This window comes from Pseudoalteromonas sp. '520P1 No. 423', from assembly GCF_001269985.1.
GTDB lineage: Bacteria > Pseudomonadota > Gammaproteobacteria > Enterobacterales > Alteromonadaceae > Pseudoalteromonas.
On the sequence record NZ_BBZB01000001.1, the window covers coordinates 2,242,018 to 2,258,305 of the forward strand.

General features: G+C 35.3%; 15 protein-coding genes and 1 pseudogene. 5 read left to right on the forward strand and 11 right to left on the reverse strand.

Features of this window, described 5'->3' with window-relative positions; genetic code table 11:
* Positions 1 to 15: 15 nt before the first annotated feature.
* Positions 16 to 672: an arylesterase gene (locus PSA_RS10305; RefSeq protein WP_082305700.1), complete on the reverse strand. Its 657-nt coding sequence runs from the start codon at positions 670 to 672 to the stop codon at positions 16 to 18.
* Between PSA_RS10305 and PSA_RS10310 the strand changes: the two genes are divergently transcribed.
* Positions 673 to 1,386 (forward strand): ABC transporter ATP-binding protein, encoded by a 714-nt coding sequence (locus tag PSA_RS10310; protein WP_042145112.1) that lies wholly within the window; start codon positions 673 to 675, stop codon positions 1,384 to 1,386.
* Positions 1,376 to 3,913, forward strand: coding sequence for an ABC transporter permease (locus tag PSA_RS10315; protein WP_042145113.1), 2,538 nt, complete (start codon positions 1,376 to 1,378; stop codon positions 3,911 to 3,913). Before PSA_RS10310 ends, PSA_RS10315 begins: the two co-directional genes overlap by 11 nt.
* Here the strand turns inward: PSA_RS10315 and PSA_RS10320 are convergent.
* A complete protein-coding gene (locus PSA_RS10320) occupies positions 3,893 to 4,798 on the reverse strand; it encodes a TIGR01777 family oxidoreductase (protein ID WP_042145115.1) in 906 nt (301 codons plus the stop codon). The two genes, PSA_RS10315 and PSA_RS10320, sit on opposite strands and share 21 nt — an antisense overlap.
* A 134-nt stretch (positions 4,799 to 4,932) precedes the next feature.
* Here PSA_RS10320 and PSA_RS10325 point away from each other — a divergent pair, with 134 nt between their 5' ends.
* Positions 4,933 to 5,967, forward strand: coding sequence for an AI-2E family transporter (locus PSA_RS10325; protein WP_042145118.1), 1,035 nt, complete (start codon positions 4,933 to 4,935; stop codon positions 5,965 to 5,967).
* A 388-nt stretch (positions 5,968 to 6,355) separates the two neighbouring features.
* On the opposite strand, the gene PSA_RS10330 is transcribed toward PSA_RS10325, so the two are convergent.
* From PSA_RS10330 to PSA_RS10350, 5 genes are all read right to left on the reverse strand, one after another.
* A complete protein-coding gene (locus tag PSA_RS10330; protein WP_052379962.1) occupies positions 6,356 to 6,763 on the reverse strand; it encodes a hypothetical protein in 408 nt (135 codons plus the stop codon).
* Complete coding sequence (locus tag PSA_RS10335) at positions 6,735 to 8,081, reverse strand: ATP-binding protein (protein WP_042145120.1); 1,347 nt, start codon at positions 8,079 to 8,081, stop codon at positions 6,735 to 6,737. Before PSA_RS10335 ends, PSA_RS10330 begins: the two co-directional genes overlap by 29 nt.
* Positions 8,075 to 8,749 (reverse strand): response regulator transcription factor, encoded by a 675-nt coding sequence (locus PSA_RS10340; protein WP_042145123.1) that lies wholly within the window; start codon positions 8,747 to 8,749, stop codon positions 8,075 to 8,077. Before PSA_RS10340 ends, PSA_RS10335 begins: the two co-directional genes overlap by 7 nt.
* Entirely contained in the window at positions 8,749 to 9,006 is a 258-nt protein-coding gene (locus tag PSA_RS10345) for a PepSY domain-containing protein (protein WP_052379963.1), read from the reverse strand. Before PSA_RS10345 ends, PSA_RS10340 begins: the two co-directional genes overlap by 1 nt.
* 194 nt (positions 9,007 to 9,200) lie before the next feature.
* Positions 9,201 to 9,500, reverse strand: coding sequence for a YciI family protein (locus PSA_RS10350; RefSeq protein ID WP_042145125.1), 300 nt, complete (start codon positions 9,498 to 9,500; stop codon positions 9,201 to 9,203).
* Positions 9,501 to 9,656: 156 nt separating this feature from the next.
* On the opposite strand from PSA_RS10350, the gene PSA_RS10355 reads away from it, so the two are divergent.
* On the forward strand, positions 9,657 to 11,081 hold the full coding sequence (locus tag PSA_RS10355) for a sodium-dependent transporter (RefSeq protein WP_042145127.1): 1,425 nt from the start codon (positions 9,657 to 9,659) through the stop codon (positions 11,079 to 11,081).
* A gap of 77 nt (positions 11,082 to 11,158) precedes the next feature.
* Here the strand turns inward: PSA_RS10355 and PSA_RS24530 are convergent.
* Positions 11,159 to 11,577: pseudogene (locus PSA_RS24530) on the reverse strand (septation protein IspZ).
* 171 nt (positions 11,578 to 11,748) lie between these two features.
* Between PSA_RS24530 and PSA_RS10360 the strand changes: the two are divergent.
* Complete coding sequence (locus tag PSA_RS10360; protein ID WP_042145129.1) at positions 11,749 to 12,663, forward strand: 1-aminocyclopropane-1-carboxylate deaminase/D-cysteine desulfhydrase; 915 nt, start codon at positions 11,749 to 11,751, stop codon at positions 12,661 to 12,663.
* A gap of 160 nt (positions 12,664 to 12,823) precedes the next feature.
* On the opposite strand, the gene trpA is transcribed toward PSA_RS10360, so the two are convergent.
* From trpA to trpCF, 3 genes are read right to left on the reverse strand one after another with little or no spacing between them, the layout of a single operon-like run.
* Positions 12,824 to 13,636, reverse strand: coding sequence for a tryptophan synthase subunit alpha (trpA, locus tag PSA_RS10365; RefSeq protein WP_042145131.1), 813 nt, complete (start codon positions 13,634 to 13,636; stop codon positions 12,824 to 12,826).
* The gene (gene trpB / locus PSA_RS10370; protein ID WP_269432786.1) at positions 13,636 to 14,856 is read right to left on the reverse strand and encodes a tryptophan synthase subunit beta; all 1,221 of its coding nucleotides are present in this window, start codon (positions 14,854 to 14,856) and stop codon (positions 13,636 to 13,638) included. Before trpB ends, trpA begins: the two co-directional genes overlap by 1 nt.
* A 57-nt stretch (positions 14,857 to 14,913) precedes the next feature.
* Positions 14,914 to 16,287, reverse strand: a complete 1,374-nt coding sequence (trpCF, locus tag PSA_RS10375; RefSeq protein ID WP_042145133.1) for a bifunctional indole-3-glycerol-phosphate synthase TrpC/phosphoribosylanthranilate isomerase TrpF — start codon at positions 16,285 to 16,287, stop codon at positions 14,914 to 14,916.
* Between the last annotated feature and the right edge of the window lies 1 nt (position 16,288).

The window sequence follows — 16,288 nt, forward strand, 5'->3', positions numbered from 1 at the left end:
ATATACCGAAATTGTTTAACTTTTGGATGAATTAATCCAGTTATTAATTTCTTTTTCCATTTTATCTCGAATAAAAGGCTGAGCTTCTTTATTTGGGTGTATACCATCTTGTTGCATAAACTTTTTTTCAATGGCGATATCATTCATAAAAAATGGAAGTAGAGTTGTATTACTTTGATCTGTTACTTTTTTAAATGAATTTATAAACATTTTACTGTATCTAGGACCATAATTTGGGGGGATTTGAATGGTCATTACAGCAGGAATAGCACCAAAGTTTCGGGTTTTTTCAATTAATTGTAATAAATTATTTTCTAGCGCTTTAATTGGGAAACCACGTAAGCCATCATTGCCGCCAATTTCAATGAGTACGAAATCTGGTTGTTGCGCCTTTAAAATAGTGTCTAAACGGCGTAATGCGCCGCCACTGGTTTCGCCACTAATACTGGCATTTATTAATTTTATGGGCTGTTTTTTGTTTTCATACGTATATTGTAACAAATGCACCCAACCTTGCTCTTGCTTTAGACCATAGCCTGCACTTAAGCTATCACCTAGAATAAGTACTTTTGATGCTGAAGTAGCTTGAGTGCTAAGCGTCCCAAGACAGAATAAACATAAAAAACGAACTAAAATACGACTATAAGTACGATGGAATTTTGAGTAAATCATATGACTGAACTTTCACAATTAAATATTATTCAGGTAAGGGCATTATCTAAAAAGGTAAATACCCTTGCTGGCGAGTTACCTATCCTTAGCGACATTAGCTTCAATGTCAAGCCCGGTGAATCAGTTGCGATTGTTGGTGCATCTGGTTCTGGTAAATCAACTTTGCTTGGTTTACTTGCAGGACTTGATGCCACCAACGAAGGGGAAATCTACCTAGACTCTGAACCTTTACACGATTTAGATGAAGAGCAAAGAGCAGCCCTTAGAGCAAAATCTATCGGTTTTGTTTTCCAGTCTTTTATGCTGGTACAAAGTTTAACTGCCATTGAAAATGTAATGCTGCCATCAGAATTAGCTGGGCATAAAGATGCTAAACAACAAGCCATGGACTTACTAACAAAAGTGGGGTTAGAGCATAGATTAGACCATTACCCATCGCAGTTATCTGGTGGTGAGCAACAAAGAGTTGCAATTGCCAGAGCATTTGTTGGTTCACCAAAAATATTATTTGCCGATGAACCTTCTGCAAACTTAGATACTAAAAACGGTCAATTAATAGAATCACTATTATTTGAATTAAACCAAGAGCAAGGAACAACTTTATTATTGGTAACCCATGATGAACACCTAGCTGAACGCTGTAATCGTATTTTACATATTGATGGCGGCAATCTTATTAACGATAGTAATGGGGCGCGTGCCCATGCAGGATAAAAGTGAAAATAATAATGCGCTATGGGTAAAACTTGCTTTTAGGCTTTTTTTTAGAGAGCTAAAAAGAGGTGAGTTAACCATAATATCTGCGGCAATTGCGCTGGCGGTATTAACCGTTTTAACGCTGTCTTCAGTTACTGATCGTATTGGGCAATCTATTGAGCAAAAAAGTAACACTTTTATTGCAGCCGATCGTAAGCTTGGCAGTGCACATCCATTACCTCAAGAATACAAAGAAGAATCTTTAAAATATTCTTTAAAAACAGCGGAACAATTATATTTTGATACCATGTTGTTTGCTAATGATGAAATGCAATTAAGCTCCGTAAAGGCTGTATCAAAAGAATATCCATTACGTGGCGAAATCGTTATTAAAGATGCACTAACAGGATCAGTCAGTGATTACTCTGTTAATACAGGGCCAACACCTGGCAATATTTGGCTAAGTGAATCTGTACTTTACGCTTTAGATATTGAAATTGGTGAATCAGTAGAAGTCGGTGCGATTAATTTAATTGCAGAAAAAGTATTGGTTGAAGAACCCGATGCACCTTTTAATATTTTTTCAGCCAGTAAACGTGTGCTAATTAATATTAATGATGTGCCTGCTACACAAGTGGTACAACCTGGTAGCCGAGTTTATTATGCAATGTTATTTGCCGGTGCAGAAGCTGATATTGTTTCTTATTACGAATGGTTAAAACCCAATTTATCTGAAAACCAAAGCTGGTGGGGCGTAAAAGATAGGCAATCTTGGTTATCTGGTTCTGTAAACCGCGCTGAAAAGTTTTTATTATTAGCGGGTCTATTAGGTATTATGCTAGCAGCAGTTGCTATTGCTGTATCGGCAAAACGTTATTGTGAAAACCAATATGATCCAGTTGCCATGATTAAAACTTTAGGCGGAAGCCGCTCAAGTGTTCGTAAAATATTTATGCTGCATTTATCTTTAGTGACTATTTTTGCAATTGCACTTGGACTAATTTTTGGCTTTGGTTTGCAACTTATAGCGATAGATTATTTAGCACAAAATATGGATCAAGCTTTACCAGAAGCGTCAATGCGACCTTGGTTGATTTCAATTGTAACAGGTGCAACTTGTGCGTTTATGTTTTCGTTAAAGCCGCTACTAGATTTATTTGATATTCCTCCTTTAAGAGTTTTAAGACGCAATTTAGGTGATTCAATTGCAGTAAGCCGTATTCACTTGTTAGTTTCAGCAATAACTATTTTTGGCTTAATGTTGCTATTTAGTGGTCAGTTAATGATATCTAGTATTTTGTTTTTATCATCTGCTGCTTTGGTTGGTATTTTGTATGGCATAAGTCGCTTATTATTTAAAGCGGGTAGAGGTGTAGGTTTAAGCCCCGGCTCTAGTTGGTCTTTGGCAATTGCATCATTACAAAAACGTGCGAGCGCTAATTCAGTACAGCTTGTGAGCTTTGCATTAGCTATTAAATTATTATTGTTTTTACTGGTACTAAAAAACGACATTATTAATGATTGGCAGTCGCAGTTACCTGTTGATGCACCAAATGCATTTTTAGTTAATGTAACAGAAGATCAATTAAACCCAATTGAAACCATGTTAGCAAAAGAGGGGATCTCAACAACTGGTTTTTACCCAACAGTAAGAGGGCGTTTAAATGAAATTAATAATGAGTTGTTAGCCCGAGATTTTTCTGAACAAGATAATGAGAAAAAAGATGAAGAAGCGAAAGCAGGAATTGGCCGAGAACTCAATCTAACTTGGTTAATGGAAGTGCCTTCTCAAAATGAAATTACGCAAGGTAAATGGTTTGATAAAGATGTTAAAGGCGAAGCATCTATTGAAGAAGGCATGGCAGAGCGTTTAGAAATTAAATTAGGTGATACAATTGGTATATTAATTGGCTCAGAAAAGTTTAATGCTAAAGTCACCAGCTTTAGAAAAGTAAACTGGTCTAGCTTAAAACCTAACTTTTTTGTGATATTAAGTCCTGATCTGTTAAGTCGCTTTCCTTCAACGTATATCACTGCGTTACATGTACCCAAAGAAAGTAAAAAGTCACTTAATGCGCTATTGAAAACTTATTCAACTATCACTATGATAGATGTAGATAGTTTTATTAAGCAAATACGTTCTACCATAGAGCAAGTATCTATTGCGATTGGCTTTGTATTAATTATCGTGATGTTTTGTGGTGGTTTAGTGCTTATTTCTCAAGTACAAGCAAGCCTACAAGAAAGAATGCAAGAAGTAGTTATATTACGTACCTTAGGCGCTAAAGGGCGCTTAATTAAGTTAGCGACTTTATATGAGTTCTTTTTACTTGGCTTAGTTGCGGGGTTAGTTGCTGCAATATTTAGTGATATTGCCTTGTTATTAGTACAGCAACAGTTATTTGAACTAAGTGGTAAACTACACCCATTCATTTGGCTTGTAGGGCCTGTTGTTGGTGCCAGTTTTGTATCAATATTAGGTTATTTTATGATAGCTAAAACGTTAAAGAAAAATACCTCAGACTTACTTCGAGTGATGTCTTAATAAGTGGTTAAACGCTTCTTTTAGCTCAGGATAATGGAAGCGGTAACCTGCTTTAGTAATATTGTTTGGCCGTACATTTTGACCATAAATTAAAAGTTCGGCCATTTCCCCAAGTAATAATGTGAGAATTTTTGCAGGCACTCTAAAAAAATTAGGTCTGTTTAGTGATTCTGCCAACATACTTGAAAACTCTGCATTTGAAACAGGGTTAGGTGCAGTTGCATTAAATACACCTTTTAAAGATTGCTCTTCAACTAAATACATTATCATGCCAATAATATCGTCAATATGTATCCAAGACATCATTTGGCTACCATCAGTAATGGGCCCACCTAAAGCAAATTTATAAGCGGGTATCATTTTACATAAAGCACCACCATGAGAAGATAAAACAATTCCGGTTCGTATTATACACACACGGGTTGTATCTGATTGTGCATTTAGCGCAATAGATTCCCATTCTTTACATAATGTATGGCTAAACTCTTGGTTACATTGATCAAAAGATTCATCAATTGGTTGGTTGTTTTGTCGGCCATAAAAGCCAATTGCGCTACCAGAAATAAAAGTATGAGGAGGAGAGTTTGCATTATTCATGCTATCAACGATATCTTGGGTTAATTGCCAACGGCTTTGTTCAATTTTTTGTTTTTGTTTTTTGCTCCAGCGTTTTTCTACTATGGCTTCGCCTGCAAGATTAATTACAACATCTAGTTGATTAAAGTCTATTTCAGATAATTTATGAATTGCATGAATATGAGAGCCAATATTTAGATATACTTTAGTTGCATTTCGTGACAATACAGTTACTTTATGATGATTATCTAAAAATGGGATCAATGCACTGCCAATGAGCCCCGTGCCACCCGTAATTAATATGTTCATTAGGTCCTCTGTTTTAAATGTAGTTAATTGATAGTTAACTTTATGCCTAATAAATAGATTGTATTAGGCATAGGCTACGGGTATAAGTATAGCTAGAAATCACTTTTATCAAATTTTAAGTATAAGGAAATAGAATGTCTAAGCTGTTGGGTGCTAATAAAGCATTTGTGATGTTTGCAGCATTGGTTGTGATATTAGCTGGGATAAAAATGTCTAGCGATATAATAGTGCCTATGTTGTTAGCATTATTTGTTGCGATTATTTGTAATCCGCTTATTAATTATTTAGCGAAGTTTAAAGTACCAAAGTCTTTGGCTATTGTTGTTGTTTTTATACTTATTTTATTAGTAGGTATGTCTGTCGCAGGTTTAGTGGGCCAGTCTCTTAACGATTTTTCGCAAAGTTTGCCAGAATATAAAGTTTTGCTACAAGCAAAATTTGTATGGTTAGTTGATATCGCAGCTAAATATAATATTTTGATAGATAAAGAGCAGATTTTATCTTTCTTTGATCCATCAAAAGTAATTGATGTTGCAGCTAATACGCTATCAGGGTTAGGCTCTGTAATGGCAAATTTATTTCTGATTGTATTAACTGCTATTTTTATGCTGTTTGAAGCACCTGTCGTAAGCAAAAAAGTGCATTTAGCATTGGCTGATCCACAAATGAAAATGAAACATATAGACAGATTTTTAGATTCAGTGAATTCTTATTTAGCCATCAAAACATTAGTAAGTTTAGGAACAGGTGTTTTAGCCGGTATATTCCTTTGGATTTTAGATGTTGATTATTTTGTATTGTGGGGCGTTTTAGCTTTTATACTGAATTATATTCCAAATATCGGTTCTATGATTGCCGCTATTCCTGCGGTATTACTAGCTTTAGTATTACAAGGCCCAGCAATAGCCGGTATTGTTGTCATGGGTTATATGACAATAAATACTGTTATGGGTAATGTTGTTGAACCAAAGTTTATGGGTAAAGGCTTAGGATTATCTACCTTAGTGGTGTTTTTATCATTAATTTTTTGGGGTTGGTTGCTAGGAACTGTTGGTATGTTGTTATCAGTACCTTTGACAATGATAGTAAAAATTGCACTAGAAGCCAGTGATGAAGGGCTTTGGTTAGCTGTATTGTTAGGAAATATTGAAGAAAAAAAGACGAATTAACCTTTAATAATTTTAGATGTTTCGTAGGCGGGGAGCCATCCGCGAAGATTGTAAAATATAAACTAACAAGATCCCCGATAAAACACCTCGGGAATGACTGCTGTAATATGTGTGTCCGGTGGCTGAATCGTGCTTATGTAGATGCTCGTAGGCGAAATTTTGTTAGCATGGATGTAAGTAGTAGAGTAAAACAGGTGATAACATCGTGCTTGTGTTAAGCCAAAACGCTTGTAGGTTCGCCTTCTGGCGTACTGTGTCAATCAAAAGTCATAACAAAGTAAGGCTGAAGCTAAACCTACAAAAAACGCATAAATTAAAGCTAATTTTAATGGCTATAGATTGTATTAAAAAAACGGGGCAGGCTTCCGTTTTTATATTACACTTTTTGTTACTGAAGCTGTAATATCTCAATATGCTTTTGCACTGAATACACCTCACATCGTTTAAATGCAATCGCTGCGGCTATGGTATCTGGTAACCGATTTAAATAACGCCATCTACAATTGTCTTCAACATATTTATCGAACTCTTGCTCTGCACGCTTAAATACTCTTAATAACTGTAAGTTTCCAGTTTCATTTTGTTTTTTTTCTAAATCTATCAGTATTTTATTTGTCCACATTTCTACTGTGCGCTTTTCTAATACAATTTTACTATCTAAACAGCGTAAATAGCTTAAATTAGTTGTTTTTTCATTATCGCAGCCATCATTAAATTGTGCTTGGCTTACAAAACTTGTAAATCCTAACACTAAAATACAGCAGGCTTTAGTTTTGCTTGTAATTAAATTGAACATTAAACAGAGCGCCCCCTAGGTCACTATCTGATATTTTTAGCATACCTTGATACGATTGTACTAAATCATTAACAATTGCCATGCCAACACCATGACCTTTTTCATAAGTGTCTAGTCTGGCGCCTCTTTGAGTCAGTAATTTGATTGACTCTTCTGGAATGCCAGACCCATCATCTGAAACTTTAATTGAGAGCATATGCATAGATGTATTTTGTTTTTCAGTTACTTCAATTTGTACAATTGCATCACAGGCTTTACATGCATTATCTATTATGTTGCCAATTAATTCCATTAAATCTGTTTTATCGCCTAAAAAGTAACTTTTGTTCGATACGTTAGCGATAAAGTGAATATCTTTATCCCGATATACTTTTTTCATTGCGTTAAGTATAGAATCTACCACAGGTTTGATTGGTGTTTGTTTTTTCCAAGTATCTGTGCCGCCAGTTGCTGCGCGTTTTAGTTGATGCTCAATCATGACATTAATGCGATCTAATTGTTCACTTGCATCGGCATCAGTGGCTAAAGGGCTTGATTTTAAAACTGCTAACGGTGTTTTTAACGCATGGGCTAAATCACTCAATGATGAACGATATCGATCTTTTTGTCTTTGTTGTGAGTTTAATAACAGATTTAAATCTTGCGTGATTTTTTGAAGTTCTACAGGGTAGGTTCCCTTTATTTCATCACTATTACCTGATTCGATTGCGATAATTTCTTTGTCTAATCTTTGTAATGGTCTTGCACTCCATATAAACCCTAAGATTAATAAGACAGTTATCGCAAATGCCATTATGATCAGCCAATCTCGTAACGTATGCCTAAAACCTAGCATCATGTCTCGTAGGGCTAAATCATCTTTTAATAAATAAAAGGCAACATTATGTGAGGTATTATTTATTTCACTAATAACAGAAAAGCTCAGTTGCCAATAATCCCTATCTTGGTAAGTGATTTTTTTAAATTGGGTTTCACCAGCATGAAGCGGCATGATGTTAGGCAGAATTTCTTTGCTGATTGCAGATTCAGATTGCCACTGCTTATCTTCATTTAAATAAATAAAGGCAACCGTATCAGAGTTTAAACGATTAAGCTCAGGTGTTAATAATACGGCTGGCATGCCGATGCCGTCTTCTTGAAAGTCTACTTCTGCTAAAATTGAGTATAAGTGTGCTTCTAGTGTGTTTTCAGTGGCTTCAACCAGTGAAGAGTAGTAGGCTTTACCTATTGAAAAGAATAAAATTGGCAAGGCAACTACTAATAAAAATATAAGTATAAACCCTTGCCTAATTTTTAGTGATATTTCACCTGTTACCATTGACTTTGTAACCTGTATCCTCGGCCACGTAGCGTTTCAATTGGTTTAAATATATTTTCAGGGTCTAGTTTTTTACGTAAACGTAATACAAAAACTTCAATTACATTTGAATCTAAGTCAAAGTCTTGATCGTAAATGTGTTCAGTTAATTCTGACTTTGAAATTACTTTTTGCGGGTTTACCATTAAGTACTCAAGTACTTTATATTCGTATGCTGTTAGCGTTAGCTCTTTATCGTTTACCCAAACTTGTTGTGAGCGCGTATGAATACGAATAGGTCCAGCCATCATTTCTGGATTAGCTTGTCCTGCACTACGACGAATAAGGGCGTTACAGCGTGCTATTAGCTCTTCACCATGAAATGGTTTTGTTAAGTAGTCATCTGCACCTGCATCTAAACCTTCCACTTTATCTTGCCAGCGATCACGCGCAGTTAAAATTAAAATAGGGATATCTAAGCCTGCTTCACGTGCTTTTTTAATAACGGAAATGCCATCCAGTTTTGGGAGGCCTAAATCTACAACAGCTAAATCTAACGGGTATTCAGTTAAGTGAAATAATCCAGTTTCACCATCGTGAACTAAATCTACACTGTAACGCTCTTTTTCTAATGCCCCTCTTAAATTATCAGCTAAATGTAAATCATCTTCTATTACTAAAATTCGCATTAATTTTTACCTTTTTTAACTAAACCACTTTTTTTATTAACTGTCACATCTAGCACGCGGCCTTTTGGCTGTAATACTCGTACTTTATAATGCTTGTTGGCGTCTTTAACTTTTAATACTTTACCTGGATACTGCTTTTTAACGAGATGCGCTGCTCGGTTTTTTCCAATTGACTTTTTAACACTTCTATCTTTAGCATCTGCTACTGTAGAAAAAATAAAAGTGAAAGCTAAAAATGTATAAATTATGTGGCGCATGCCTAAATCTCCAGAACAACAGTTTAATAAAGAGTCTTAATGAAACCAAGTGCTTTTAAGGTCTTAACGATTATTAAATTTGAAATTAATACCGCATTGTTTAAGTTTAAAGCATGATTCAAATTTTATCACTTAGAATAACAGTTAAGGGTGAATTTAAACTGAATGGGGCGACAGTGGAGCCGCCACTTTAATTAAGGTAAAACTTTTTTGAAAGGCTTAACAATTGAGTCTTTGTATATGTTGGTCTCAACATATGGATCGGCAGCAGCCCATTCGCGTGCATCTTCTAACGAGTCGAATTTTGCAATCACTAATGAACCTGTAAAACCTGCTTCACCAGGATCTTCAGAGTCGATTGCTGGTAAAGGGCCTGCTGCAAATAGCCTGTCTTCATTTTTTAAGGCTTCTAATCGTGCAATATGTGCAGGGCGAACTTGCTTTCTCAATTCTAAACTATTTTCAACATCTGTTGAGCAGATCATGTACCACATAAAAATTCCACAAAATTAAATAATAAAGCTAAATAGTAACATTATTGTGACACTTTTATAGAATTGTTATAGAAGAATTAACCTAAAAGCTTGAAAGGGGCACTGCAAGGCTGCTAGCATCAGTCGAAAGTTATAATAATAAAAGTAAGGTTGTATATGAGTGCAAGTCGCGAGCATTTTAGTTCACGTTTAGGATTTATTCTTGCAGCAGCAGGCTCAGCTGTTGGTATCGGTAATTTAGTTGGTTTTCCTGTTTCTGCCGCAAAAAGTGGTGGCGGTGCTTTTTTAGTCATTTATGCTTTGTTTGTTATCTTTTTATGTTTACCCGTGATGATGGCTGAAATGGCAATGGGCCGTAACGCACAAAAAGATCCATTAGGTGCGTATAAAAAGCTGTCAGGTAATGACGGTAAATGGAGTTTCGCTGGTTTACTTGGGGTTTTCACTCCTTTTATGATTGCTGTATTTTACATGGTGATCACAGTTTGGATATTCGGTTATTTGGCGCAAACAGCTTTTGGTAATTTAGAGCAATTAGCTGATGCAGATAATTTTGGCACTTTTATTAATCAAAATAGTTTATTTGTTTATATGGGCGTTGTAGCCATAATTGTAAATTTAATTCTATTAGGTGGTGTTAAAAAAGGCATTGAAAAGGCGGCTAAAGTATTAATGCCAACCTTGTTTGTATTATTAGTGGGATTAGTGATCTATGTACTGACTTTAGATAATGCAATGGTAGGTGTAGAGTATTACTTGGTTCCAGATTTTTCACAGATCACAGGTAAAGTATTAAATATTGCCCTATCTCAAGCTTTCTTCTCGCTTTCTTTAGGTATGGGCATATTAATGACTTATGCATCTTATATATCTAAAAAAGAAGATATTGTTGGCGCTTCAAAAATGGTCGCACTTGCAGATTCACTAGTTGCATTAATTGCCGGCCTTATGGTTATACCAGCAATATTCAGCTTTAATCCAGATGTGAAAATCGATGAGCTTTCATCTTCATCAGTATCAATGATTTTTGTTTATTTACCTAAAATCTTTTTAGCGATGCAGGCGGATATTGGTTACTTCGGTGCATCTGCTATCGCCTTTATCTTCTTTTTATTAGTATTTTTTGCTGCGATTACGTCACTTGTATCTATCATAGAAGTACCCACAGCGACATATATTGAAGAAAAGAAAGTAAGTCGTAAAAAAGCACTTATAATGATGTCATTTACTATGGGCTTATTAACCGTGTTATGTACATTATCATTTGGCATGGTGGAATGGTTAACGTCATTCATGAATTATGGTGGCGGTAGCAAGAGCTTATTTGACCTAGTATATGATGTTTTTTATGATACGATTCTGCCATTAAATGGTTTGATGGTATGTTTATTTGTTATGTATCGATGGAAAAAAGCCAAACTGTCTGAAGAGCTAAGCCAAGGTTGTGACTCTTATATTGGTAGTTGGACTGAGAAATACGTTAACTTCTCTTTATCTACATTTATTCCTGTGATCTTATTACTAATATTTGTAAATACGGTTTCAAGTAAGTTTTTCGCATATAGCTTGTTAGGTTTTTAATTTAAATAAGCAGATAACAAAAAGGGAGCCTATGGGCTCCCTTTTTACTTTCTATGGCATACTATCTCTGCAAGAGCTTAATCTTTTTGCTCTTCGTCTGGTATGTATTTAAATAGCATCATGATAGTAATGAAGATAAATACAAAGGTCATACCGGTTAAACCAAATACTTTAAAGTTAACCCAAAAAATTCAAAGGGAAATTGTAAGCGATATAAATATTTAAACCTGCAATGAAAAGTGTGATTGCACTGCACATTAAATTTATTTTATCCCAAACAGCTTTAGAAATATCAATCTCTTGATCTGTATCAGAAGCACCTTTTAAAATTGATGTCAGCATTTTTTGCATCAAATTTTTGTTTAAAGCGTATCTAGAAATAAGCAACTTGTAATATAGATGTGCCAATTAAGACACCTGTTGCCCAAAAAATATCGACTAGTTTAAATGTCGCGAAAAATAAGAACAGAGGAATATATTCTATTAAACCCTTCATAATTAACTTTTTAAATGGAAGATGCGTTTTTTACCAGTAAGTTATGAGAGGCACAAGTACGACAAGATAAAATGAATGAATTAATCTTTGAAAAATTGATTAGTATTATCAAATGATCTTTAAGGTTGATAAAATAATAGTTAATTTATTATTTAAATCTAACTTCATACTATGTTATTAAACTCATCTCCTGTTGATAAAGTTACATTCAATAATCGTACTTTTTTTATTAAAAGAGATGATTTATTACATGCGTCTTTTTCGGGAAATAAAGCGCGAAAATTTTATTCTTTTTTAGAAAATGATTTTAGTGAGTGTGAAAAGTTGATTAGTTACGGCTCCGCACAAGCAAACTCTTTATTTTCATTATCAGCATTAGCAAAGTTGAAAGGTTGGAAATTTGATTTTTATGTGTCTCATATATCTGATTTTATGAAACAAAATCCTAAGGGGAATTATCACGCAGCACTTAAAAATGGCGCAAATATTATTGAAGTTGAATCTGATGAAACACTTGAACACTATCTTGATAGTGAAATATTACCCAATGAGAAAGAACACTTATTTGTGCCTGAAGGCGGACGCTGCCAGTATGCTAAAAAGGGTATAGAGCTTTTAGCTCAAGAAATCATCTCTTGGGCAGAAGTTAACAATATAACAGCATTTAAAGTTGCTTTACCCGCAGGTACGGGCACAACTGCTTTATTTTTACAGCAATCTTTTATACAGCAGGGCAGTAACGTTGAAGTGCTTACGTGCGCTTGTGTTGGTGGTGACTCATATTTAAAAAAGCAGTTTTTTGAATTGTGTGCAGATGAAAGTTTTCACCCTACAATTATACCAAGCGCCAAAAAATATCATTTTGGTAAGCTGTATCGAAAGTTTTATGATATTTGGCAGGATTTAAATGCCCAGGCAAGCATTGAGTTTGAGCTACTTTACGACCCATTAGGTTGGCTAACATTAATTGATTATATTGAATCTCAAAATATCCCAACCGATTATCCTATTTTATATATTCATCAAGGCGGTTTGTTAGGTAACGAAACCATGCTGCCTCGTTACCAACGTAAGTATGATAAGTAGCTTCAGTTAATTTAAATAGTTACTGATAAAATCGACCATTCTCTATGAAATAAACACTTTGCTATAGAGCAGGTATAAACCTTCTTATATTAAAGTGTTTTTCAGAAACTAATAATAAGTCAGCCATACCTTTAACATTTACGAATAGAGATTAAACGAACTATAAAGTTGCTGCTTTCATATTCTCAGTAAAAGCCTTTAATTGGCTTAGCATAGTACTTGAATCATTTAAGTTATCTTCAATGATTTTTACAACAGCTGAGCCAGATATTGCACCGGCGGCACCAGAATCAAGTGCTTCTTTAACATGTTCAGGCTTAGAAATACCAAAACCTAATAAAGATGGCGCTGCGTTATATTCGCGAAGCTTACTGACAATTGAACTTGCTGGCATTGTTACTTTAGTTTCAGTACCCGTAACACCTGCCCTTGATAATAAATAAGTATACCCTCGGCCATAAGATGCACAGGTTTTTAATGTATGGTCGTCAGCATTCGGTGTTGCGATAAAGATAGGATCTACACCTGCTTTTTTAGCTGAAACTCTAAATAACTGAGATTCGTGCAAAGGTACATCTGCAACTAAAATAGAGTCTACGCCAGCACCTTTAGCGTCTTGATAAAACTTATCTAAACCGCGTGCAAACACTAAATTAGAATATAAAAGTAAGCCAATTGGAATATCGGCATTATACTCACGTACTTTTTTTAGAATTTCAAAACACACATCTGTATTTGAATTCGCTTCAAGTGCACGAATATTAGCCTTTTGAATAACTGGGCCATCGGCAACTGGATCTGAAAAAGGAATGCCTAATTCTAGTGCATCTGCACCACCATCAATTAAGCTTTTAATGATATCAAAGCTCAATTCTTTATTTGGATCCCCAATGGTTACAAATGGTACAAATGCACCTTGATTATTAGCAGCTAAAGTTTCGAATTTTGCTTGGTATCTATTTTGAGTTGTCATTATTTAGCTCCTTTTTTAGCTGTCTTTTCTGCCAATACGTCTTGAACGTGCGCTAAATCCTTATCGCCACGGCCGCTTAAGTTGACAACTACTACGGTTTCTTCAGTTTGTTCTTCTGCATATTTTAAAGCGTATGCAAGTGCATGGCTTGATTCTAATGCTGGAATAATACCTTCATTTTTTGCAAGAGTTTGAAATGCCTCAAGTGCTTCATCATCTTCAATACCGACATATTGTGCACGACCTGTTTCATGTAAATGTGCATGTTGCGGACCAACGGCAGGGTAATCAAGGCCAGCTGAAACAGAGTAAGACTCTTCAATTTGGCCGCTTTCATCTTGCATAATATAAGTATAAGCACCGTGTAATAAGCCTTTAGTACCTTTACATAAAGTGGCACCATGTTCTTTACTATCGAGGCCTTTACCTGCTGGTTCTACACCGATTAATTTAACTGACTCTTCTTTAATGAAATCATTAAACATACCAATGGCATTTGAACCACCTCCTACACAGGCAATCACTGCATCTGGTAATCTACCTTCAGCTTCTTGGATTTGAATTTTAGCTTCTTCACCAATCATTTTTTGAAATTCACGTACTATTGTCGGGAATGGGTGAGGGCCTGCTGCCGTGCCTAATAAATAATGCGCTGTTTTATAGTTTGCAGACCAGTCTCTTAATGCTTCGTTTACGGCATCTTTTAATGTGCCAGAACCAGCGGTTACAGGTATCACTTCAGCGCCCATTAATTTCATTCTAAATACATTTGGTTGCTGACGTTCAACATCTTTTGCACCCATGTAAATTTTACATTTCAAACCTAATAAAGCACATGCAAGCGCAGTTGCAACACCATGTTGACCAGCGCCAGTTTCAGCGATAACTTCTTTTTTACCCATGCGTTTAGTTAATAAAGCTTGGCCTAAAACTTGGTTAGTTTTGTGAGCACCGCCATGTAATAAATCTTCACGCTTTAAGTAAAGTTTTACTTTAGGGTTTTTAACCATGTTTCGGGTTAATGTTAATGGAGTAGGGCGACCTGCATATTCATTTAACAAGGTCGTAAATTCAGTCTGAAATTCAGGATCTAGCTGTGCATTGTTAAATTCTTGCTCAAGTTGTTTTAGTGCCGGTACTAATAGCTCTGGTACAAACATGCCACCAAATTGACCAAAATAACCGGGTTTGTTATCTGTATTATTGTTAAAAGATTCCACTGTTCATTCCTCATTCATTAATTCTGTTTTGGTATCTGGGGCTTGAAAACCCCAAAATTAGTACTGTCTTAGCTTGGTGAAAACATCATTGATTTTAGTTTGACATTTTTTGCCAGATTCAATTTCCACACCTGAATTGATATCTAAACCTGTAGCGCCTAAATTACTTGCTTGTTTAATGTTATCGCTACTTAACCCACCTGCAAGCATAAACTCATCGTTGCAACTTTTTAATACTGACCAATTAAATGCTTTGCCAGTACCACCGAGTAAATTATCGCTATGGGTATCAAATAAGTAACGATCTACTTTTAGTGTAAGCTCAGGGATTTCATCTTTAATCGCGACAGCTTTCCATACTTTACATGTTTTAGGTAGCTTAGCTTTTAATGCACAAATAAATTGTGCATCTTCAGAGCCGTGTAGTTGAACAACGCTAAGTTTTAATTGATGCGCGTATTCTGCTATATGGTCAATATCAGCATTTACAAATACACCTACAAAAGAAAGTGGCGCGCTATCTACAATTGCTTTCGCACAGTCTAAATCAACAAAGCGTGGAGATTTAGGATAAAATATTAAACCACCATAAATCGCACCGGCATTATATGCTGCTAAGGCATCATCACAACGCATTAATCCACATACTTTATTTTCACCTAATGTCATTTTTCGACAGGCGAGTTCCATATCATCTTGCGCCATGATAGAACTACCTACTAAAAAGCCATTACATAATGGTGATAGACGTTTAACATCATCATAGGTATAAATGCCAGACTCAGAGATAACCACTTTATTATCAGGTATTAATTTACGTAATGTTTCTGTCGTTGCTAAATCAGTACTCAAATCTCGTAAGTTACGGTTATTAATACCAATAAGTTCGGCGTTTAGCTCAAGTGCACGATGTACTTCTTCTTCGTTGCTGACTTCAGTTAATATGCTCATATTTAATGATTTTGCTACTGATTCTAACGCTTTGTATTCTTGATTGTCTAATACCGAAAGCATTAATAAAATAGCATCGGCACCATGCAAACGGGCGAAATAGACTTGATATTCATCGATATAAAAATCTTTACCTATTAGTGGTTGTTCTACTTTATTTCTCACTGTTTGTAAGTAATCAAAATTGCCTTGAAAGTATTTTTCGTCGGTAAGTACACTAATACACGTTGCATAGTTTTTATAAACTGACGTAATTTCATCTAAATCAAAATTAGGACGTATTAAACCTTTAGACGGCGATGCTTTTTTACATTCTAAAATAAAATGTGTGCCGCCATTATCAGTGCTTTTTAATGCTTCATAAAAATTACGTGTCGAAGGTTTAACGTCATCAATAAAGCCTGATAACGGACGTTCAATTTTACGTTGTTTTAGCTCAATGGCTTTATCTGCAACTATTTTTTCTAATACGTTAGCCATG